General features: G+C 51.0%; 22 protein-coding genes. 13 read left to right on the top strand and 9 right to left on the bottom strand.

The features are described from left to right. Nucleotide 1: 1 nt before the first annotated feature. Both tal and LHL18_RS16320 read left to right on the top strand, forming a co-directional pair. The gene (tal, locus tag LHL18_RS16315) at nt 2–931 is read left to right on the top strand and encodes a transaldolase (protein ID WP_226767863.1); all 930 of its coding nucleotides are present in this window, start codon (nt 2–4) and stop codon (nt 929–931) included. A gap of 125 nt (nt 932–1,056) precedes the next feature. Continuing rightward, on the top strand, nt 1,057–1,842 hold the full coding sequence (locus LHL18_RS16320) for a putative hydro-lyase (protein WP_134058085.1): 786 nt from the start codon (nt 1,057–1,059) through the stop codon (nt 1,840–1,842). A 45-nt stretch (nt 1,843–1,887) separates the two neighbouring features. On the opposite strand, the gene LHL18_RS16325 is transcribed toward LHL18_RS16320, so the two are convergent. Together LHL18_RS16325 and bla are read right to left on the bottom strand one after the other, a co-directional pair. Beyond that, nucleotides 1,888–2,247, bottom strand: coding sequence for a hypothetical protein (locus LHL18_RS16325; protein ID WP_134058087.1), 360 nt, complete (start codon nt 2,245–2,247; stop codon nt 1,888–1,890). A 52-nt stretch (nt 2,248–2,299) separates the two neighbouring features. Continuing rightward, nucleotides 2,300–3,208, bottom strand: coding sequence for a subclass B3 metallo-beta-lactamase (gene bla, locus LHL18_RS16330; protein WP_226767864.1), 909 nt, complete (start codon nt 3,206–3,208; stop codon nt 2,300–2,302). 168 nt (nt 3,209–3,376) lie between these two features. Here bla and LHL18_RS16335 point away from each other — a divergent pair, with 168 nt between their 5' ends. After that, nucleotides 3,377–4,279, top strand: a complete 903-nt coding sequence (locus tag LHL18_RS16335; protein ID WP_226767865.1) for a LysR family transcriptional regulator — start codon at nt 3,377–3,379, stop codon at nt 4,277–4,279. A gap of 3 nt (nt 4,280–4,282) precedes the next feature. Here LHL18_RS16335 and LHL18_RS16340 read toward each other — a convergent pair whose 3' ends face one another. Together LHL18_RS16340 and LHL18_RS16345 are read right to left on the bottom strand one after the other, a co-directional pair. Next, the gene (locus LHL18_RS16340; protein ID WP_226767866.1) at nt 4,283–4,702 is read right to left on the bottom strand and encodes a GFA family protein; all 420 of its coding nucleotides are present in this window, start codon (nt 4,700–4,702) and stop codon (nt 4,283–4,285) included. 117 nt (nt 4,703–4,819) lie between these two features. Next, entirely contained in the window at nt 4,820–6,679 is a 1,860-nt protein-coding gene (locus tag LHL18_RS16345) for a beta-propeller domain-containing protein (RefSeq protein WP_226767867.1), read from the bottom strand. A gap of 220 nt (nt 6,680–6,899) precedes the next feature. On the opposite strand from LHL18_RS16345, the gene LHL18_RS16350 reads away from it, so the two are divergent. The 9 genes from LHL18_RS16350 (at nt 6,900) to LHL18_RS16390 (ending at nt 14,062) form a co-directional block, all read left to right on the top strand. After that, nucleotides 6,900–7,625 carry a 5-oxoprolinase subunit PxpA gene (locus LHL18_RS16350; protein ID WP_226767868.1) on the top strand — a complete coding sequence of 242 codons (726 nt, stop codon included), beginning with the start codon at nt 6,900–6,902 and terminating at the stop codon, nt 7,623–7,625. Next, on the top strand, nt 7,622–8,314 hold the full coding sequence (gene pxpB / locus LHL18_RS16355) for a 5-oxoprolinase subunit PxpB (RefSeq protein WP_226767869.1): 693 nt from the start codon (nt 7,622–7,624) through the stop codon (nt 8,312–8,314). The genes LHL18_RS16350 and pxpB overlap by 4 nt, the downstream gene beginning before the upstream one ends. After that, nucleotides 8,311–9,252, top strand: a complete 942-nt coding sequence (locus tag LHL18_RS16360; RefSeq protein WP_226767870.1) for a 5-oxoprolinase subunit C family protein — start codon at nt 8,311–8,313, stop codon at nt 9,250–9,252. Before pxpB ends, LHL18_RS16360 begins: the two co-directional genes overlap by 4 nt. After that, nucleotides 9,253–10,101, top strand: a complete 849-nt coding sequence (locus LHL18_RS16365) for a DUF4392 domain-containing protein (RefSeq protein WP_226767871.1) — start codon at nt 9,253–9,255, stop codon at nt 10,099–10,101. A 148-nt stretch (nt 10,102–10,249) separates the two neighbouring features. Further along, entirely contained in the window at nt 10,250–11,116 is an 867-nt protein-coding gene (locus LHL18_RS16370; protein ID WP_134058105.1) for a D-amino acid aminotransferase, read from the top strand. A 130-nt stretch (nt 11,117–11,246) separates the two neighbouring features. Continuing rightward, on the top strand, nt 11,247–11,810 hold the full coding sequence (locus tag LHL18_RS16375) for a DUF4198 domain-containing protein (protein WP_226767872.1): 564 nt from the start codon (nt 11,247–11,249) through the stop codon (nt 11,808–11,810). After that, complete coding sequence (locus tag LHL18_RS16380; protein ID WP_226767873.1) at nt 11,807–12,988, top strand: lipase family protein; 1,182 nt, start codon at nt 11,807–11,809, stop codon at nt 12,986–12,988. The genes LHL18_RS16375 and LHL18_RS16380 overlap by 4 nt, the downstream gene beginning before the upstream one ends. A 171-nt stretch (nt 12,989–13,159) precedes the next feature. Further along, on the top strand, nt 13,160–13,594 hold the full coding sequence (locus tag LHL18_RS16385) for a DUF1416 domain-containing protein (RefSeq protein WP_226767874.1): 435 nt from the start codon (nt 13,160–13,162) through the stop codon (nt 13,592–13,594). Nucleotides 13,595–13,642: 48 nt separating this feature from the next. Then, complete coding sequence (locus tag LHL18_RS16390; RefSeq protein ID WP_226767875.1) at nt 13,643–14,062, top strand: hypothetical protein; 420 nt, start codon at nt 13,643–13,645, stop codon at nt 14,060–14,062. 19 nt (nt 14,063–14,081) lie between these two features. Here the strand turns inward: LHL18_RS16390 and LHL18_RS16395 are convergent, their stop codons facing one another. Next, nucleotides 14,082–14,669: an FMN-binding negative transcriptional regulator gene (locus tag LHL18_RS16395; protein WP_226767876.1), complete on the bottom strand. Its 588-nt coding sequence runs from the start codon at nt 14,667–14,669 to the stop codon at nt 14,082–14,084. 11 nt (nt 14,670–14,680) lie between these two features. After that, nucleotides 14,681–15,079: a GNAT family N-acetyltransferase gene (locus LHL18_RS16400; RefSeq protein ID WP_226767877.1), complete on the bottom strand. Its 399-nt coding sequence runs from the start codon at nt 15,077–15,079 to the stop codon at nt 14,681–14,683. Between the two features lie 88 nt (nt 15,080–15,167). Here LHL18_RS16400 and pdxR point away from each other — a divergent pair, with 88 nt between their 5' ends. Then, a complete protein-coding gene (gene pdxR, locus LHL18_RS16405; RefSeq protein ID WP_226767878.1) occupies nt 15,168–16,583 on the top strand; it encodes a MocR-like pyridoxine biosynthesis transcription factor PdxR in 1,416 nt (471 codons plus the stop codon). A gap of 29 nt (nt 16,584–16,612) precedes the next feature. Here the strand turns inward: pdxR and LHL18_RS16410 are convergent, their stop codons facing one another. The 3 genes from LHL18_RS16410 to LHL18_RS16420 are packed head-to-tail and all read right to left on the bottom strand — an operon-like array spanning nt 16,613 to nt 19,236. Then, nucleotides 16,613–17,599 (bottom strand): isoaspartyl peptidase/L-asparaginase family protein, encoded by a 987-nt coding sequence (locus LHL18_RS16410; RefSeq protein ID WP_226767879.1) that lies wholly within the window; start codon nt 17,597–17,599, stop codon nt 16,613–16,615. After that, nucleotides 17,592–18,344, bottom strand: a complete 753-nt coding sequence (locus LHL18_RS16415) for a copper homeostasis protein CutC (RefSeq protein WP_166670470.1) — start codon at nt 18,342–18,344, stop codon at nt 17,592–17,594. The genes LHL18_RS16410 and LHL18_RS16415 overlap by 8 nt, the downstream gene beginning before the upstream one ends. Further along, nucleotides 18,331–19,236 carry a BadF/BadG/BcrA/BcrD ATPase family protein gene (locus LHL18_RS16420; protein ID WP_226767880.1) on the bottom strand — a complete coding sequence of 302 codons (906 nt, stop codon included), beginning with the start codon at nt 19,234–19,236 and terminating at the stop codon, nt 18,331–18,333. Before LHL18_RS16420 ends, LHL18_RS16415 begins: the two co-directional genes overlap by 14 nt. Nucleotides 19,237–19,241 lie beyond the last annotated feature (5 nt).

The following is a 19,241-nucleotide window of genomic DNA, read 5'->3' on the forward strand; positions in this document are numbered from 1 at the left end:
GATGAACCCTTTAGAGCAACTAAAACAGATGACCACAGTGGTCGCAGACAGCGGTGATATAGACGCCATTCGCCATCTGCAACCAAGGGATGCCACCACCAACCCGTCACTTATCCTGCAGGCTGGCGCACAACCACAGTACCGCCATCTGCTTAGTAAAGCACAATCTGCTTACCCGTCTAACCTGCAAGCTGCTTGCGAGCAGGTTACAGTAAATTTTGGTGTCGAGATTCTGCACCATGTACCAGGCCGGGTATCGACTGAAATTGATGCCCATCTGTCGTTTAACTGCAGTGCCAGCATCGACAGCGCCCTGCGGATCATAGAGCGCTATCAGCAAGCGGGTATCGATAAGGCGAGGGTGCTGATTAAACTTGCGGCAACCTGGCAGGGCATTCAGGCTGCAGCAGAGCTGGAAAAGCGCGGCATTCACTGCAACCTGACATTACTGTTCAGCCTGACACAGGCTAAGGCCTGTGCTGATGCCGGTGTGACGTTGATTTCACCTTTTGTCGGCCGCATTCTGGACTGGTATAAACAGCATCAGCCAGAGCAGGATTTTACCGGCCAAAACGACCCGGGCGTACAATCTGTTAAACGTATTTATCAGTATTACAAGCAGCATGGCATCGATACGGTCGTTATGGGTGCTAGCTTTCGCAATATTGAACAAATACGTCAGCTGGCCGGTTGTGATCTGCTCACCATAGCGCCGGATTTGCTGTCGCAGTTACAGACATCATCTGAGCCACTGACCAGAATGTTGCAACCGCAACAAGCTGCCAGCAGCACTAAACCTGAGGCGTTGGCCGAAGCTGACTTTTTATGGCAACTGAATGAAGATGTGATGGCCAGTGACAAGCTGGCTGAAGGTATTCGCAAGTTTGCTGCCGATCAGCGTAAACTGGAACAGCTGCTTAGTACACTGTGACCATCAGGCAAACGCTTTAATAACGAGTTTCACAGGGCTTGCGCTTCATTCTGCCGCAAGCCGCTTTACCTTATCAGCACAAATACGCACTATAAGCTGGCGTGCAACAGTGCAGAGAACCCGTTATGTCAGTGCTTACTCCCTATCAGTTACGTCAACAGTGCCGCAGCGGCCAGTTCAGCGGCAATACCTCCGGTTTTGCGCCGGGTTTTGTCCAGGCCAATATGGCGATACTGCCAAAACAGTATGCGGCCGATTTTCTGCAGTTTTGCCATTTCAACCCCAAGCCCTGTCCGCTGCTGGGTATGGCGGCCGCACCCGGTGCTATTGATATGCCGTCTTTGGCGACAGAGCTTGATATCCGCAGTGATCTGCCCAGATACCGGGTGTTTAAAAACGGCGAGCTTACCGATGAAGTTACCGATGTAAAAAGCATCTGGCGCGATGATTTAGTGACCTTTTTAATTGGCTGCTCGTTTTCATTTGAAGAATCACTGTTGGCCGACGGCCTGGAAATTCGCAACATTACCGAGAAAGTGAATGTGCCTATGTACCGCACCAATATTGCCTGTTCCCCTGCCGGCGTATTTCATGGTGGTATGGTGGTCAGTATGCGCCCAATGAAGCCTGCCGATGCGATACGGGCGATTCAGATTTGTTCGCGTTTTCCGCAGGTACATGGTGCGCCGGTACACTTTGGCGATCCGGCAGCTATTGGCATTAACAACATAGATAAACCTGACTTTGGTGATGCAGTAACAATAAAGCCGGGCGAAGTACCGGTATTCTGGGCTTGCGGCGTAACGCCGCAGGTGGCCATAGCTAACGCCAAAGTGGATTTTTGCATAACCCACAGCCCTGGCCATATGTTGGTTACCGATATCCCAAACAGCAAACTGTCGGTGCTGTAGCGTACTGTGTAGTACGTTACTTTTGAACGTTGATGCAGACGCCAGCTATTTTCTGATAAATAAGTAAACAGCTGAATAAAACACCGGCAGCAAACATAACGCCAAGCCGGCTGGTGTTGTGGCCTGCTGCATAATTGTCAGATTGGTTATCAGCATCAATGATGTCAACATAGCTGCCGAGACAGATAATGCTAGTACGAGCTGTTTTTGAGATATCGCCGAAGCAGAAAAGTACCCGCCTGAAAAAAAGTTACTTAAGGTGTCCTTGACCGATGCGCTCCCTGTCAGAAAGAGAATATTGAGAATCAGCCAGAAGGCTAAAGTCACTGTATCCAACAGTGACATTAGATTTACCTGTGAGTACGCGACAACGACCAATAACACAGCAAACTTGAACACCGGCATGCTAGATTCCTTTTTCAGATGATTTAACTCTGTATCTATCACCTTGTTGCCGTTACTTATCGGCTGACGTTTTTTCTTTTGTTAAACGCTGCTCTAAACGCCCTGTTACAGCATCAGCGTAGCTCACACAGCCTTGTGGATCAGATAAACCGTCACTGCTTTGCAGCCGCGTACGCATGTTGCTGGCTGACGGATGAGGCGTCAGCAGAACCTGACAGTCCAGTTTGGCAAGCGTATTCAAACCGGCTCTATAGGCATTGAGGTAACTCAGGTGTTCACTAAAGCGGTAACTGTCACTGCTGACCGGCGATAAACTGTCGGCATACACCAGTACCTGGCATTGGCCAGCCTCACAGCTGGTCCACTGCCAGCTGAGTGCACCTGGCGTATGGCCAGGAGTAGCGATTGGCATCAAGCTCAAGTCGCCCAGATTAACCGCCGTTCCCGCCGTCACCTGGCCATCCACTCTTGCCGGTGGAAACGGCTTGTGCATACCTGCCTGGGGGTCGGCGCTACTGACCACTCCACTTGCCAGCACCGGCGCGGCGGCGGCCGACGCCAGCAATTTTGCTCCGCTTAATTGCTGTAATCTGGCTAAGCCGGCAACATGATCAAAATGCTCGTGGCTTTGCAGCAGCAATTTAATATCACTCAGCGAAAAGCCGAGCGAGCGGATATTGTTCGCAATAACATCTGCGCCGGCTTCAGTGGCGCCATCAATCAAAATATGGCCCTTATCACCGGTGATCAAAATAGCGCTGATCCCACAGGTACCAACATAGTAACTGTTGCCATAAATGCGATATGGCGGGCCGGCTTTGTCCCAGTCATCCCAATCGGCGCAACGCGCTACCCAGTCCGATACCGGCGGGCTGGCTACTGTCTTTGGCGCACTGCTACAGGCAGCCAACAACATTATTAACAGACAGAAAAAACAGCGGGTGAATGTCCGGTAAGTCACAACAGGGCTCCGTTAGCTAAAAGGTAAACATTGGTTAATAAGGTCAACTGCATCATTAACCATGCCTATGCTGGTTGCAAGTAGTAGGCAATGCATATTGATAACTGTACGCATGATATAAATTACTGTATTTTCAAAATTCAATGAAATTTAGTCATAGGTAGCAGCGTGATTGAAAAAATACACCTGAGCATTATGCGCGAGATTAACCGCCAGGGCTCATTAACTGCGGCAGCCAGTAGCCTTAATCTGACACAGTCAGCACTAAGCCACAGTATCAAAAAGCTGGAACTTCAGTCAGGTATAGCACTGTGGTTAAAAGACGGCCGGCAGATCCGTCTGACCGAAGCGGGTAATTATTTGCTGGAGCAAGCCAACCGCGTATTACCTCAGTTTGAGCGTATTGATGAAACGCTGCGCCAGTTTGCCGGCAACGAAAGAGGCAGTTTGCGAGTAGGCATGGAATGCCATCCCTGTTATCAGTGGCTGCTTAAGGTGGTTCAGCCTTTTCTGGCGCAATCGCCGGGAGTAGATATTGATGTTAAGCAGCGCTTTCAGTTTGGCGGTATGGCGGCGCTGTTTAACTACGATATTGATTTGCTGATAACGCCGGATCCTATCCTGAAAGAACAGATTATGTTCGAGCCGGTATTTCCATACGAATTAGTGCTGGTTGTTGGCCAGAGCAATAAACTCAGTGCACTGACACAACTTGAGCCGGCAGATTTAACTGACCAAACCTTACTGACCTACCCGGTTGAAACCGCCAGGCTGGATATTTTTCAGCAATTTTTGCTACCTGCCCAATGCATGCCACGGTTGCACAAAACGTTGGAGGCTACCGATATTATTCTGCAGATGGTGGCAGCAAACCGTGGTGTGACTGCGATGCCAAAATGGTTAGCATTGGAATATGCTCAAAAGCTGCCGGTCAAGGCGCTGCGGCTGGGTAATAGCGGCATTAATAAACATATCTATGTTGGTTATCGTAAGCATGAGCAACACAATACCCATCTGCAAACCTTTATCAGGCTGGCAAAGCAGCAGGCCAGCCTGATAACAGCAGGGTAAATATTATTGTGGTGGTGCAAAGGCGGCAAACAGCTCATCGCAGGTCATATTATGTGTTTGCTCGGCAAAACTATAGTAGCCAGGTTTGCTATCGATACACACCTGATGATCAAACACCAGATCATCCGCCTGTTCGAACAGCCCGGCCGGCATGATGTACTGACCATTCTGGCTTAAGCGGTAAAACAGATGGGTACCACATTCGCTACAAAAACCACGTGAGGCCCAGTCTGACGAGCGAAAAGCCCGGATATACTGTTCGCCGTCGAAACTGACACCGGTACCACAGTCGACAGCCAGCAGAGGGCCGCCGCCCCAACGCCGGCACATACCACAGTGGCAGGCTCCCACCTTGCTGTCTGCCGAGCTGGCACTGATTTTAACCTTACCGCATAAACACTGGCCGTGACGCTGAACCGACATGCTTCCCTCCTTACAATGACGTTAAACCGCTAAGCCCGTTGGCATAAACCTAGTGCAAGGTGGGCGCGGCGTCCACTTGCAATGTGGGCATACCGCAACCCGAGCCCGCCGCAGCCTTTAATATTGTGCGGCAATCTGATCAGGTTGTTGCCATACACTGTGATACACCGTATCGCCCAGCACAAAGTAAATGTCATCTTCGATCAGCACAGTACGTGCTTCCCAGCTGTTTGCCCGCTGATTGTATTCAGGTATTAATTCGCCGACTTTTTGCATAACACCGTTATCGGCCACTTCCAGCAGCAACAAACTGACCATTTCCCCTAACTCATCATCAAAACGGCTAAGCGGCACGGCCATGCGTGTCGTGCCGGATTGATGCAGCGCAGCCAGGCTATGATGCTGGTATTCCAACGGCGAATACTGACCGCTAAACAGCAAATCATCCTGTAACACGGCATCGTCAGCACTGACGTCAAATAACGCAATTTTTGCACTGGCGCTGTTCCAGACAGGTTCGCCCTGCTCCTCAAACGTAATGTTTTGGCCTAAACCCCACAGCAGATCATCAGTGACGCTATGCAAATAAGCTGAATAGCCAGGGATCTCCAGAGCACCAATAACCCGCGGCTGTAACGTGTTACTGATATCAAAGGTATATAATGGATCGGTGCGCTCAAAAGTCACCACATAGGCCCGGTCACCGGTAAACCTGACACCATAAATGGCCTCGCCTGGCTTGCCGATGACTTCATTCGGGTATTGCTGATTTGGCAGCTGCGCCACGGTATTGAGTGTATCGCCCTCTTGCTGCAGTACCCAAAGCCGGTGCATAGGCCCTTCCTCACCACTAACTGAGTTAAACAGCAGCAGTGTCTGGTCTTTTTCATACAGCATAAAATCGGTCTGGCTGGCGGCTATCTGTCCGTCTACCGCACCAGTTGCCTGATAGCTCGCAGCACTATCTTCAAGGCTGAACTTATGCACTACTGTTTGCGCGCCGGTCTGCTCCAGTACCAAACCATGCAGGTATAAATGCTGGGCTGACATATAGAAGTCTGTGATTTCGCCGACAACACAGGCACTTTGCGTTTGATAAGGCGCACTGGTACTTAGCCGGGTAATCACCACCATATTGCTGCTGCCTTCATTATTTTGAATATCTGCAGGCAGATAGCACTGGTCAGCACTGAACATGGGTTCAGCTTCTGCATTATTGACTCTGCGCTTTGGTAGCAGCTCAGCCAGACTGGCAGCTTGTAACACTGCCATATTGTGGCGCTTATCGGCCTCAGTTGCTGCATATCCCAATAAACCTGCGGCATGCGGCCGGTAGCGCGAAACCAGCCATAATGCATCATCCGTCCGACGGCTATCCAGTAATGCACCATCAAGCTCAAGCTGATATACCGCATTACCTTGCTCAAACAACTGTACAACTGTACGGCTATTAACACTCTCTGCCGGCGTGGTCAGCAGGCCGATATAATCTTGCTGGTCATCTCCCAGTACCGTTAACTGACCTTCATCTACATAAAGCCCTTTTATCCGCTTTAGCGGATCCGCTAACGGCAGTGCTGCCATAGCAGTCAAACCACTGTCAGCTTCGCGGAACCAACGTTTAAGGTAGGGGTTACCAGTGTCCGCATCTTTGCCGCTTACGTATAAAATGCGGTCACTGAACTTCACCCTGTCAGCTTCATCAACACCCGGTGTAATCAGGTTGGTACCTGAATCGGCTGGTTGAGTGGGTGTAGGATTTTCCTCACCCACGCTGGTAGTTTGGGCATAGAGGCCAAACTTCATATACTGTGTCAGTGTTGGCGCATTGGTCTGCGTTAATGATGCAGTACTGCTTTTATCGGTTGAAACCTGCCATAAATCAGTCGTGGTGTTATCGTTATCTGAACTACCACCACAGGCGCTCAGTATTGTCGTACTGACTAAAACTGCCAATGAATATAGAGTACGCATCATTCACCTCCCTATTAGTTGCCACTTAAAATGTAAATAATTAGCGAATAATGTAGACACTTTACTGGTGGACAGTTGTGTAAAAATGTAAACAAAATACCAATAAACGTTTGTCCTTGCCCATATCGGTCTGCTGCCGTATTTGGTCGCATCCGACTAGACTATTACTAAATTTAAACGCAACATGAATAAATTATTTTTCAACTGCGACGACGGGGGCAGGATGAAACTGAATTGTGATTTAGGCGAAAGCTTCGGCAGCTGGCAAATGGGGCTGGATGCCGCTGTGATGCCGTACATTGATATGGCAAATATTGCCTGCGGTTTTCATGCCGGCGATGCCGACGTGATGGCCAAAACCCTGCAACTGGCCAAACAACATGGCGTGACCGTTGGCGCCCACCCTTCTTACCCGGATCTGCAAGGCTTTGGCCGGCGCAGCATGGCGCTGTCTGCCAGTGAAATTATTAACACTATGCGCTATCAGATAGCCGCGCTGGACGGTATGGCACAAAGTGCTGATGTCTCCATAAGCTACGTTAAACCACATGGCGCGTTGTACAACGACATGATGGCCAGCGCCAGTGTTTTCGACGCCGTACTGGACGCAGTGGCGGGCTACTACCGGCCACTTAAATTAATGATTCTGGCCACGGCAGAGCAACAGCATTATCGTGACTTAGCCAACGCCAAAGGCGTCGAGCTGTTATTTGAAGCTTTTGCTGACCGGCGTTATACCGACGACGGCAAACTAACGCCACGGGCTCAGCCCGGTGCTGTGTTGCATGAAGCCGAGATGCTGGCACAGGTATCGCAACTGGTGACACAGGGCACGGTCACAACAGTGTCGGGTAAAACCTTGCCACTTAACGCAGATACGCTATGCGTACACGGCGATAATCAGGCTGCTATCGCTCAGGTAGAAAAAATTAAGGCCCTGCTGGCATGAGTCAGGTGCAATATCAACTGAGTAGTGCCGGGGAAAACGCCTTGATGCTGTATTTCGAGCAGCGCATTGATCCGGCAATATCCGTGCTGGTACAGCAGGCTTGTGAACTTATCCGTGCAGAATTATCGGAACATTTGCTCGATATACTGCCATCTTACGCGTCCATACTGGTGGTATTTAATCCCTTCAGTACAGACTTGTACCGGGTGCGCCGTCAGTTGCAAGATTGCCTGCAACAATTGCAAAGTGCTAACGACTCCACCGGCAAACAAATTGAGCTGCCAGTTTACTACAGCGAAGAAAGCGGCCCGGATTTGGCACGGATTGCCAGTACAAAAAACATCAGTATTGCAGAGGTGATCAGGCGTCATCAGGCCGTCAGCTACCGCGTTTATGCCATTGGCTTTGCGCCGGGTTTTGCTTACCTGGGCGAAGTTGACCCGTTACTGCAAATGCCGCGTCTTAGTACACCACGGGCAAAAGTACCACGCGGTGCTGTTGCAATAGCCGACCGGCAAACAGCGGTGTATCCGGCCCCCTCACCCGGTGGCTGGAACCTGATTGGCTTGTGCCCTACAGCTATGTTTACCCCCGGCGCTACACCGGTTATGCCCGTTGCTGTCGGTGACGAGGTGCGCTTTGTGGCTGTTGATAAAGCTGAATTTATACGTTTGGGAGGCGAAGTATGAGCAGTTATACCGTGCTGGCTCCCGGCGTACTTAGCCTGCTACAGGATTTGGGCCGTTTTGGCCAGGCTGCGCTGGGTTTGACAACCGGCGGGCCAATGGACCCCCAATCCGCGTACTGGGCAAACCGGCTGCTGTCTAACCCACAAGGCTCTACCCTGATTGAGTGCAGCATTGGCGGTTTACAGTTAAAAGCCAACGGCAGTAGTTACATTGCCGTCACCGGGGCCAATGCCGCTTTAACAATCAATGGCAAAGCTGCACAGGCGTGGACAACGCATAAAGTTAGCAATGGCGACGTTATCGAATTAGCCATGGCTAGTCAGGGCCTGCGCTGCTATCTGGCGGTAGCCGGCGGCTTTGACGTTAAGCCGCAATTTGGCAGCACCTCGACAGTGCTACGCGAGGGCGTTGGCGGCCTGAATGGTAACAAACTGCAAGCCGGCGATAGCCTGCCGGTCGCACAGGTGACGAGCCTGCCGAGATTACAATTGCCTGTACAATACCGGCCCCAGTTTAACCGTATTCTGACCTTACGATTGATTGAGGGTTACCAGGCAGCAAGCTTTGCCAGCACCGAGCGCCAGCGTTTTTACCTCAACAGCTATCAGGTTACGCCGCAGGCCGACCGCATGGGCTACAAGCTAAAAGGCAGCGCCATCCGTTGCCAGCAAAGCCAGCTGTTGTCAGAGGGCATTTGTTATGGCGCTGTGCAAATACCGCCGGATGGCCAGCCAATAGTACTGCTGAACGACCGGCAAACGTTGGGCGGTTACCCGAAAATCGGTTCTGTGCTGTCGCTTGACTGTGCGCTGCTGTCACAAGCCGGTGCAGGAGTAGAGGTATACTTTACGCCCATCAGCGCCGAGCAGGCGCACAATGCCCTGTGTCTGGCCAAAGTGCGAACCGATGCCATCACCAGTCAGTTGGTAACCCTATAGATGAGTACTTTAAACACCGATTTTCTGGCCATCAGCCAGCAGATAGAACAGTTGTTAGTGCGGCAAAACCTGCGCGGCATGGCGACGCTTAAGCCACATTTACGGCCCGGTTACATTCTGCGTGCGGCACGACTGCTTAACCAGTGCCGTGGCACTGTGCTGATTGGCACCGGCTTCCCGGTATTAGACACTTTTGAAACCGATGGCCCTGTCGGCGCTATCGGCCTTTACCAGCTGCTGAAACAGCTTGGCGCCAGACCAATTATCGTCTGTGGCGACCCGTTATACAGCGCATTAAAGGCAGATTACCAGTGCTACCAAATTACGGTAAATCAGTATGATGCGCTGCCGGTGGTGGCCAGTAAAGCGCTGGCCGAATTGCAACCGCAACTGGTGATCTCTATTGAACGCCCAGGGTTTAATGACCAACACCGCTACGCCAATATGCGTGGTGAAGATATATCACTGCGCTGCGCCAGCTTTGATTATTTTCTGACACTGGCGGCCTGTCCCAGCATTGGTATAGGCGATGGCGGCAATGAAATTGGTATGGGCAACCTGTACCAACAGGTCAGCCAATTAAACATTACGCCATCAGTAACACAATGCGATGAACTGATAGTGGCTGATGTATCAAATTGGGCAGCCTGGGGTCTTACCGCCATGGTATCGGCACTGCGTGGTGAAGACCTGTTAGCAAGTGCTGACCCACTGGCCATTTTGCAGTATTTATCGGCCAAAGGCAGCGTGGATGGTGTTACCCGGCTAAATACACTGACCGAAGATGGCCTGCCCCATACTGAAGGTATGCAATTGATAACAGATCTGACTGAAGTGTTGAAAATATGATGTAACCGCCGAACCGATATACCCACACCAACACGCCGTGAATACATCCCTGTAGGCTCGATTCCGGCATCCATGCCGTCAACGGTTGGCTTAGGGTACATCGATTCTGCTGAATGAATATCTGAATAGCATTTTAAAGAGAACCGCAATGACAACAGTATATTTAAACGGTGCCTTTGTACCGGCCAGTGAAGCCAAGATATCGCCGATGGACCGCGGCTTCTTATTCGGCGATGGCATTTATGAAGTGATCCCAAGCTATGCCGGACGCTTTGTCGGTTTTGGCCCGCATATTGACCGCATGCACAGCGGCCTGGCACAACTGTCAATTGACCCCAAGCTCAGCCAGGCAGACTGGCAACAGATCGCCGACCAACTGCTGGCAGACAACCGCGCAGAGCTGGGAGACAACATTGGCGTGTATTTCCAGGTAAGCCGCGGAACCGACACCAAACGTGGTCATGCCTTCCCGGCTAATATCAGCCCAACTGTATTTGGCTTTGCCTTCGCTATTCCGCCTGAACCGGTAGCCGATAAAGCCAAAGCTACAACCTATGCTGTTGTGACCGGGCAGGATTTACGCTGGCAGCGTTGCCACATTAAATCGACATCGCTGCTGGGTAACGTGTTGCACTATCAGCAAGGCTACAGCCAGGGCGCGCAGGAAATTCTGCTGTTTGATAAAGACGGTAACTTAACCGAAGGCGCGGCAGTGAATGTGTTCGTGGTCAAAGACGGCGTTATCGCCACCCCGCCGCTGAGCCATAAATTACTGCCTGGCATTACCCGCCACATTTTGCTGGCAATATTGGCAGCGCACAGCTCACTGAAAGTAGAAGAGCGCGATATCAGTGAAGCTGAAGTGCTGGCAGCTGACGAAATCTGGCTGACCAGCTCCAGCAAAGAAATTGCACCGGTGTTATTTGTTAACGATAAACCGGTAGGCGATGGTTTAGTTGGCGATGTTTGGCTGCAGGTGCAACAGCTATTCAGCCGCTACAAATTCGACTACTAAGCATTTTCGCGCTGTAGCACCCGTTACAGCGCATTTCAGCCGCTTTTTTCGCCCTTTTAACAAATAATTAATTTACAAAAAATTATTATTTGGTTATCTTTTCGCAACGTCCATTTCAGCCAACCATCGGATGACGACTGGTATGTTCAGGCAAAAGCCTTTTGCGCTGCTAATGGCAGCGCTGAGTTTTCTAATATTTATTGTTTTTTCACAACAGGTTACAGCAGATATGTTTGCTTGGTTTAAAAAGAAAGAGCTACAACTCTCCCCTAAAGTCACTGGCCAGATATTGTTAAATGGCCAACCGGTACAGGGGATCACCGTGCTTAGGGATCTGAACTATGGCGATGAACTGTACACTGACAAAGAGATAACAGACCAAGAGGGACATTTCTCCTTCCCACCTAAAACAATCAAAATCAAAGATTCAATGTTTGATACCGATGTTAAACACAGTCTTTATGTAGAAAGACAATCAGAAGTAATTAAGTTTTTTGGTATCTCCAGTTTAAACACGCTTGATTTCAATAGCTTTAACGTTTTGTTGAAACATATGACCTGCGAGCTTACGCACCCTGATTATGGTTTGGATTTAAAACCAGACCCTTCGCAACCAGGAGTCTACTTAGGCGCTATCAGTAAATGCAGTTTCGCTGATGAAAGTGTTGTTACAAACAAGGAAAAAATGGAATGAATACCTTAACGCCCCAAATGGCCTCTCAACTGGCTAATGCTGCATACCTTATCCGAACCGCTGAACGAAGTGGCTATAGTCTTGGTAGGTTACCGCCGCAAATTACACAGAATTTCAGCTTTGACCTTAGTAACGGCCCAATCCAAGGTGTCTCTGGAGGTATCTTATCCCGGATGTTAAATCGTAAGACGGGTTTCGCAGTGATAGGCCAAGGCAAAAGTCAGTATGATGGCGATGTGGTTGTCGCTGTACGCGGCACTTATATGAACTGGAAAACGGCAGAACTGCGAGATGTAGTCACCGACTTACATTTTGGTCTTGCCACAGGTGATAATCAAACTCGCATTCACGCAGGATTTAACAAGGTTTTTCAGAGTATAAAGCCGGCATTAGCAGAAAATCTGGATCCGTTATTGAGGGCGAATGCAAAAGGCACAGTGCACTGTGTTGGCCATAGTCTCGGTGGAGCTTTAGCTCATTTAACCGCAGACTGGGTTAAGCGGTACTATGGCAACAGAGTATGCCTTTATACGTTCGGTGCACCGAGAGTAGGCTTGACTGAATTCGCGAAAAAAACAACATCTAGCATAGATAAGCACTTTCGCTGTGTACACGCATCCGATCCTATCCCAATGATACCCGTGTGGCCGTTTATCCATGCTCCATACAACAAGCACGAATTTGTGCTTTCGCCCGGCATGTTTATCAGCCCATCAGCCCATTCTATGGCTAAAGCACCCGGCTACGTGAATACAGCAAGTGGACACAGTTGGCAGGAGATTGCTCAAAGTACACGAACAAATGCCCAATCTGTAATTCTAAAATATGCTGAACGTCATAGAGCTTCTTTCAGTACATATTGGGCTTTACGGATTACTGACGCAATGATTACCATCTTGAAAAAAGCAGGGCAATTACCTGTCATTGTTGCTGCTGCTGGAGTGGGTACTGCGTTAACCTTTTATGATTTGCTGGCAAGAAGTATGGAGCACATTGCGAAGCTATCAGTGGAGTTCGCCGATGACATTAAAGGCTTACTCGGTCATATGCTCGTATTTGCAGGCAAGGTTACAACGGTAGTGACAGAGCTAACCGCCCGCTTTATCCGTTGGGTTTTTGATATTACCTTGGGTGCTTTGTATCGCTCAGTCCGACAAGCGTTGGAACACACTGAATAGAATAAAGCGCCAGACAGTGTTCCTTGTCTGGCGCTTTCTATCAACACCCTACTCACTTGATTTATTAGAGAAATGCTAATATTTTTTATCAGGCATCTAAGAGTAAACTTCTCCCTCGCACTATATAGCTGTCTGATACTTATTGCTTTCCCATCGCAGGTTAATGCCGATATGTTTAGCTGGTTAAAAAAGTACGATGTGTATTTATCACCTGCCGTGATCGGTAAAATCACCTTGGATGGTAAACCTTTGCATAGCATAAAAGTGTTTCGGGAGTTGGATTATGACAAGTCTTACACTGACGAAGCTGTCACTAATGCACAGGGAGAATTCCAATTCCCCGAGAAGCATATCAAGTCGCGCCTACCTGGTAATAAATTTGATCAATCTAAAATCCGGCAGGTTATATCATTGGATCATCATGGTAAAACTTTCGTGCTGTGGTATCTGAACACTTCCAGCATCAAGCCACAACAAGCTATAGTGCAGCGCCTGGCTACGCTCAATTGCGACCTTAGCAATGAAGAGTTGGAGCATATATTCCCAAATATTGAAAAACCTGACTTTCCGCATAGCACCTTTAGCATTTGCCGATGGCCTGATTAAAAACGATTTCAATACTCCACAAAACCAACCCTATAATAAGGATGTTAAATGGGCATTATTCTACTCCCCGCTTTTGCTTTTTATGTCGCCGCCGCAATCTTTGGTGGGATCAGAAGCTATGAGCTTATCAAGTCGCAGAGCTTTGGGCTGGACGTCTGGCTATTGCTGGCCAGTATTGTCATTTGCTTAATAGTACCAACGCTACAAATCTACTTCCGCTTTAAATCAGCGACCAGTCTGTGGGTGTTCGATGTACCAACCAGCTTGTTGTTCAATATCATTACAGCGGGTTTCATAATACTGAGCTTCGCCATTCTGCACCTTCATTTCGTTATAGAGTTGTCGTTACCTGCACCTGTTACTGCTGTAGCAACTGGCATAATTTTGGGCGTTGCAGCTGGCACCTTACTAAATCTGATTTTTGTGGAGCAACTTCTTGGCCTGGATAAGTTACCCCAAACCCATTAGGCGGGGTAACAGCGCCAGATTAGCTCTGGCCAGCTTGCTGCATTAGCTGCCATACCGAGCCGGGCTGCTCCGCTTGCTGTAGATGAGCAATAACCCTTTGCTGCTCTGATGCTGATTTATTCTGCGACAACTTAAAGCGCCCATGCATCTGACTTATATCGATCTCTACCCCGACTATCGCCTGCACCAGTTTTTGTTGATAATCAGCCGCCTGCAGCATACCAGGTGCGCTGTGTGTTTCCTGTTTTCGTACCAACGCCAGTGTCTGCTGATGATCAAGCAGCCGTGCGGTGCCTGTAAGTTCTGCCAGTGCGTAATTCCAGGTAGAGACTGCGGGTTGCTGCTGGTAGCAACTGGCTGGCACAAAGGCATGCGGCCCCTGAATAATTATGCTGACCTCTGCTCCGTCCAGATGTTTAAGTTGCGGGTTATTGCGGGCCAGATGGCAGTAAGCTTTAGCTGCTTCACCCTGCCAGTCAAATAAAAACGGCAGCGGCGTATATGCAATACCGCCACTGTGGCTCAACAGCAGGCCAAAGTAATGCTGCTGCAAAAATGCCTGCAATTGTGCGCTGTCGTCTGTTTGGTAATATGGCGGTGGATACACTGTCAGCTCCTTTAGTACTGACGCTGGATATGAAAAGCATTATCAATAGCACTGAAGCCGACTTTAGGATAATACTGCATGGCGGAAGGCGCACTACGCAACAGCTGTTGCACCTGAGGCCCGGTAGCCTGCTGTACTGCCACCAGTAGCGCTTTGCCAATACCTTGCTGTTGGGACGCTTTATCGACCAGTAAATCGCAGATATACACCACATAAACCCGATCAGTTAAACAACGCGCCACACCAACCAGTTTTCCTTCCAGCCTGGCGGTGAGTAATAAATTACTGCTGGCCAACATAATGGCCATCCGCTCGCGATCGTCTATCGGGCGGTTGATGCCCGATGCCTTATAAAGCGCCAGCATCTCATCCAGATTAAAGTGTGTTTCCTGCTGTATCTGTAATGTCACGTCTTAGCCTCCTGATTGCGTTTTTTACAGCTTACTGAGTAAACTGGTACTTTAAAAAGCACCAGTTTTTACAAAACAGGAGATCCAGTTGCGCTTACTGACAGACAGCCTGCTGCTGAATGGCGAAGGCAACCTGCAGCAGCAGTTATACCGCACATTAAAACAACAAATGTTATCCGGCCAATGGCCGGGCAGCGCGCTGCTGCCATCAAGCCGGCAGCTGGCAGCAGATTTGCAGTTAAGTCGTAACACGGTAAATCAGGTGTTGCAGCAGCTGGTCGCGGAGGGCTATATCGAAGGCCTGGCGGGGCGCGGTTACCAGGTGTGCGAGTTACCCGAACAATATTTTCAGCCTGTAGACACGCAGCTTTATGCGGATCACAGCCTGCCTTTAAACCATTACAACCTGCCACTAAAACAGGGGCCGGTAAACGGCTTACTGCAACCTGGCGTACCGGCACTGCAATTATTCCCCTACGCTATCTGGCAGCGCCTGCAGCAGCGGCATGGCAACCGCGCCGCTCTGCACGGCTTTGCCGACCCTCTGGGTTATTTGCCACTGCGACAAGCTTTGGTGCCGTATTTACGTCAGTCACGCCAGGTTGTCTGTGATGAACACAACATTCTGATCACTGCCGGGGCGCAGCAGGCGCTGTTTGTCGCCGCTAAACTGGTGGCCCGTGCCGGTGATAGCGTGCTGATGGAAACACCGGGTTATCCCAGGCTAAAACAAGCGCTGCAACTGTGTCAGTTACACATAACACATCTGGACGCGGCTTCAACTGAAGGGCTGAGCATCAACGCGCTGCCATCGCCGTGCCAGGCTAAAGCATTGTTCCTGACACCGGGGCACCAATATCCGCTGGGCGGTATTATGCCGCTAAGCGGTCGACTGGCTGTGCTGGACTGGGCAAAGCAACACGCTATCTGGCTGGTAGAAGATGACTACGACAGCGAGTTTCAATACCGGCACCGCCCTGTCGCCAGCCTGCAAGGCCTGGCAGGTGGCGAAGGCGTGCTGTTTGCCGGTTCATTCAGTAAAACATTGTTTCCGGCACTCCGGCTCGGGTATTTGGTGGCGCCGCGTGCTGTTATCGCGCAGGCTGCGGCGATAGTGCAGGCATTACATGGTGATGTGGCATTGCTACCGCAGGCGGTACTGGCTGATTTTATCAGCGAAGGTCACTTTGGCCGCCACCTGCGCAAAATGCGCCGCCATTATCAGCAGAATAAACAGTTAGCTATCAGCATATTACAGCAGGCATTACCACAGTGCCGCTTACACGCAACTGAAGCAGGTTTGCATATTGTACTGGAGTTTCCACAGCCAATTGATGAAGGCCGGCTGCTGGCAGAGCTTACACAGCATGGTATAAAAGCCCAGCCATTGGGCCGCTATATATTCAGTGCTGCGCCGCGTTATGGTCTGGTGATCGGTATTGCCAACAGCAGCCAGGCGGAACTAGCCGCTGCATTGCAACAGTTGGTCACTTTAAGCCGGTAGGCTTTGCTGGAACAGACTTGAGCAGCTTATTAGCCACTGAGCAAAGCCGCTGCTGGGTACAGTTTACTGCCGCCAGGCTGCTGCACAGCGTAGTTAAACCCCGGCTGCAGGCAGTAGCTGCCATATTCACCCTGTTTATTCAGCGCAATAAAACCAATCTGGGTTTCGGCAATATTGCCGTTACGCAGTTTTAGCTTGTGGTAGATCCGCTGCACGGCCTGCTCGCATGCCTGTTGCGGGCTGTAGCCCTGGCGCATCAGCTCTACCACCAGAAAAGATCCCGTTACCCGGATCACTTCTTCGCCATGGCCGGTGGCGGTGGCCGCGCCGACTTCGTTATCAACATAGAGCCCGGCGCCGATAATGGGCGAGTCACCTACCCGGCCGTGCATTTTAAACGCCATGCCACTGGTGGTGCAGGCACCGCCTAAATTGCCCTGGCTGTCCAGCGCCAGCATACCTATGGTGTCATGGTTTTCGATATTAACAATTGGCCGGTAGTTGGCATCTTTGAGCCACTGCCGCCATTCCTGCTCCGACTCAGCTGTCAGTAAATTCTCGGCGGCAAAGCCCTGTGCCAGCGCAAAATCAAGTGCGCCCTGGCCGACCAGCATCACATGCGGGGAGTGTTCCATTACGGCCCGAGCTACGGCTACCGGATATTTAATCTGCTGCAAGGCAGCGACAGCACCTATATTGGCGAATTCATCCATAATGCAGGCATCCAAAGTGACTTTGCCGTCGCGATCCGGCCGGCCTCCATAACCCACACTGCGCTCAGTCGGGTCAGCCTCTGTCAGCATTACGCCATGCTGCACTGCATCCACTGCACGGGCGCCTTGCTGCAATAACCTAAATGCGACCTCGTTCGCCTGCATGCCAAAGTCCCAGGTACTTATCACCACGGGCTTTCGCGCCGGTGCGGCCACAGCTGTACATCCCGGTAATAATGCTGAAGCCGAAACACCGGCACCAAACATCGCGCTGAGTTTTAAAAAATAACGCCGTTTAAGCATCGGCTTCTCCATGTTGTTTGTTTACCGGCTTAGCTACGCACTGCTGCAGTTGTTCAAGCTTCGCCGCATCTACTTTGCCGTCGGTTAGCACCGCGGAGTGCAAGTGCCAGCATAGCTGCGCATTGCCTTGAAGGGTTTGTTGCAGCTGTGGCAAATTAGCCAGCGTAACACCACCACCTGCTACCAGCGTCAGCCGGCGGTCAATATACTGCTGCAAAGCTGCCAACTGCCGTGTGCCCAGCGTTATGCTTTGCTGTTGCTGCCACGGCGTGCCGTTGCTGAGTATGCGCTGCACACCCAAGGCCAGCAGCTGCTCAACTGCGTTAGCGGGGCTGCTGCAGGCATCAAAAGCACGGTGAAAAGTGCACGCCAGGCCCAGTTGCCGGCATTGCTGCAGCAGCAGCGTTAAAAACGGCATATCCGGCTGCGCATCAGCTGTAAGTGCACCAACCACTATGCCGTCAGCGCCTAGCTGTGCTGCTTGCTGTAGCTGCGCCTGTATCTGCTGCTGCTCTGTCACCGAGTAGATGAAATTGCCGGCTCTTGGTCTGAGCATTACCCATAACTGTGTATGTGAATTACAGGCCTGCCGGGCCTGTGCTAACGCCTCGGCGCCAACCGACAGCCCCTGTTGCGCCATCTGGCTGCACAACTCAATGCTGTCGATACCAGCGGCACACACTGTCTGGATATTCGTTGTCAGATACCAGCTGTCACTATCCAGACAAATTTCAATTTGCGCCATGCAGCCTTGTCTCCTGCTCTGCCCGTGCCAGTTGTTGGCGGGCATAATAAACCGCGCCTACCGTTGCCGGTGCCAGCGGCGACGTAAAGCTGCTGCGCTGTGCCGCTGGCAGGTACGTCAGTAAACGCTGGCCCACTCCACCAAGCAGGCAACAACGCCCTACTGGCAACTGCCGCTTCAGCGTGGCGATAAAATCTAACGCCTGTTGCAACATATCCAGCGCTACCGCATCACCGCTGTCGGCAGCCTGAAACACCAAGGGTGCCAGCTCAGCATATTGCTGTGGCGTAGCCTGCAGTAGTTGCTCAGCCATCAGCGCCGCACCACCGTCAAAGTGTTGTTGTAGTAAGCCGCTTAAACGGGTTGCAGGCGCCAGGCCGTCAAGCGCCAGCAACACGGCCTGCACCGCTTGCAAGCCCAAGCCGGCACCGCTACAAACCGCATTGATTGGAAAGCCATAGCCACCCAGCAGGGTTTCATCCTGCCCAGTCAGCCCGATAGCACTAAAACCGGTGCCAAGAATAATGACACTACCTGCCCCACCACCATGGGCGCCGTAACAGGCAGCATGTAAGTCGGTGGTAACATGCCAGCTGGCAAAGGGGTGCTGCCACTGTAACGCAGTGGCTTTTAACACTGCCAGATGCGCCCCGGCGAAACCTGCGCCGACATGCAAACGCCCGTAAGCATTGCTGTCCAGCCCGGTCTGCTGCAAAGCGGCATTCAGCGCCTGCCAAACATTTGCTTCAACCCGTGGCCACCCCAACCCCAGGTTTGCCGCGCCGGAGTGGCCTTCTCCAAGCAATTTACCACTTTCATCTTCCAGCCTTACCCGGCAATGACTGCCGCCGGCATCAATACCGGCAAACAGCGCAGCACTTTCACTTAACATCCGTC

It is taken from the genome of Rheinheimera aquimaris, assembly GCF_020531985.1.
Classification (GTDB): Bacteria; Pseudomonadota; Gammaproteobacteria; order Enterobacterales; family Alteromonadaceae; genus Alishewanella; species Alishewanella aquimaris.

Bases quoted from the DNA above. Each gene is read 5' to 3' on its own strand.
- tal (WP_226767863.1), top strand. From the start codon at position 2: ATGAACCCTTTAGAGCAACTAAAACAGATGACCACAGTGGTCGCAGAC.
- LHL18_RS16320 (WP_134058085.1), top strand. From the start codon at position 1,057: ATGTCAGTGCTTACTCCCTATCAGTTACGTCAACAGTGCCGCAGCGGC.
- LHL18_RS16325 (WP_134058087.1), bottom strand. From the start codon at position 2,247: ATGCCGGTGTTCAAGTTTGCTGTGTTATTGGTCGTTGTCGCGTACTCA.
- LHL18_RS16340 (WP_226767866.1), bottom strand. From the start codon at position 4,702: ATGTCGGTTCAGCGTCACGGCCAGTGTTTATGCGGTAAGGTTAAAATC.
- LHL18_RS16345 (WP_226767867.1), bottom strand. From the start codon at position 6,679: ATGATGCGTACTCTATATTCATTGGCAGTTTTAGTCAGTACGACAATA.
- LHL18_RS16350 (WP_226767868.1), top strand. From the start codon at position 6,900: ATGAAACTGAATTGTGATTTAGGCGAAAGCTTCGGCAGCTGGCAAATG.
- pxpB (WP_226767869.1), top strand. From the start codon at position 7,622: ATGAGTCAGGTGCAATATCAACTGAGTAGTGCCGGGGAAAACGCCTTG.
- LHL18_RS16360 (WP_226767870.1), top strand. From the start codon at position 8,311: ATGAGCAGTTATACCGTGCTGGCTCCCGGCGTACTTAGCCTGCTACAG.
- LHL18_RS16365 (WP_226767871.1), top strand. From the start codon at position 9,253: ATGAGTACTTTAAACACCGATTTTCTGGCCATCAGCCAGCAGATAGAA.
- LHL18_RS16370 (WP_134058105.1), top strand. From the start codon at position 10,250: ATGACAACAGTATATTTAAACGGTGCCTTTGTACCGGCCAGTGAAGCC.
- LHL18_RS16375 (WP_226767872.1), top strand. From the start codon at position 11,247: ATGACGACTGGTATGTTCAGGCAAAAGCCTTTTGCGCTGCTAATGGCA.
- LHL18_RS16380 (WP_226767873.1), top strand. From the start codon at position 11,807: ATGAATACCTTAACGCCCCAAATGGCCTCTCAACTGGCTAATGCTGCA.
- LHL18_RS16385 (WP_226767874.1), top strand. From the start codon at position 13,160: ATGTTTAGCTGGTTAAAAAAGTACGATGTGTATTTATCACCTGCCGTG.
- LHL18_RS16390 (WP_226767875.1), top strand. From the start codon at position 13,643: ATGGGCATTATTCTACTCCCCGCTTTTGCTTTTTATGTCGCCGCCGCA.
- LHL18_RS16410 (WP_226767879.1), bottom strand. From the start codon at position 17,599: ATGCTTAAACGGCGTTATTTTTTAAAACTCAGCGCGATGTTTGGTGCC.
- LHL18_RS16415 (WP_166670470.1), bottom strand. From the start codon at position 18,344: ATGGCGCAAATTGAAATTTGTCTGGATAGTGACAGCTGGTATCTGACA.
- LHL18_RS16420 (WP_226767880.1), bottom strand. From the start codon at position 19,236: ATGTTAAGTGAAAGTGCTGCGCTGTTTGCCGGTATTGATGCCGGCGGC.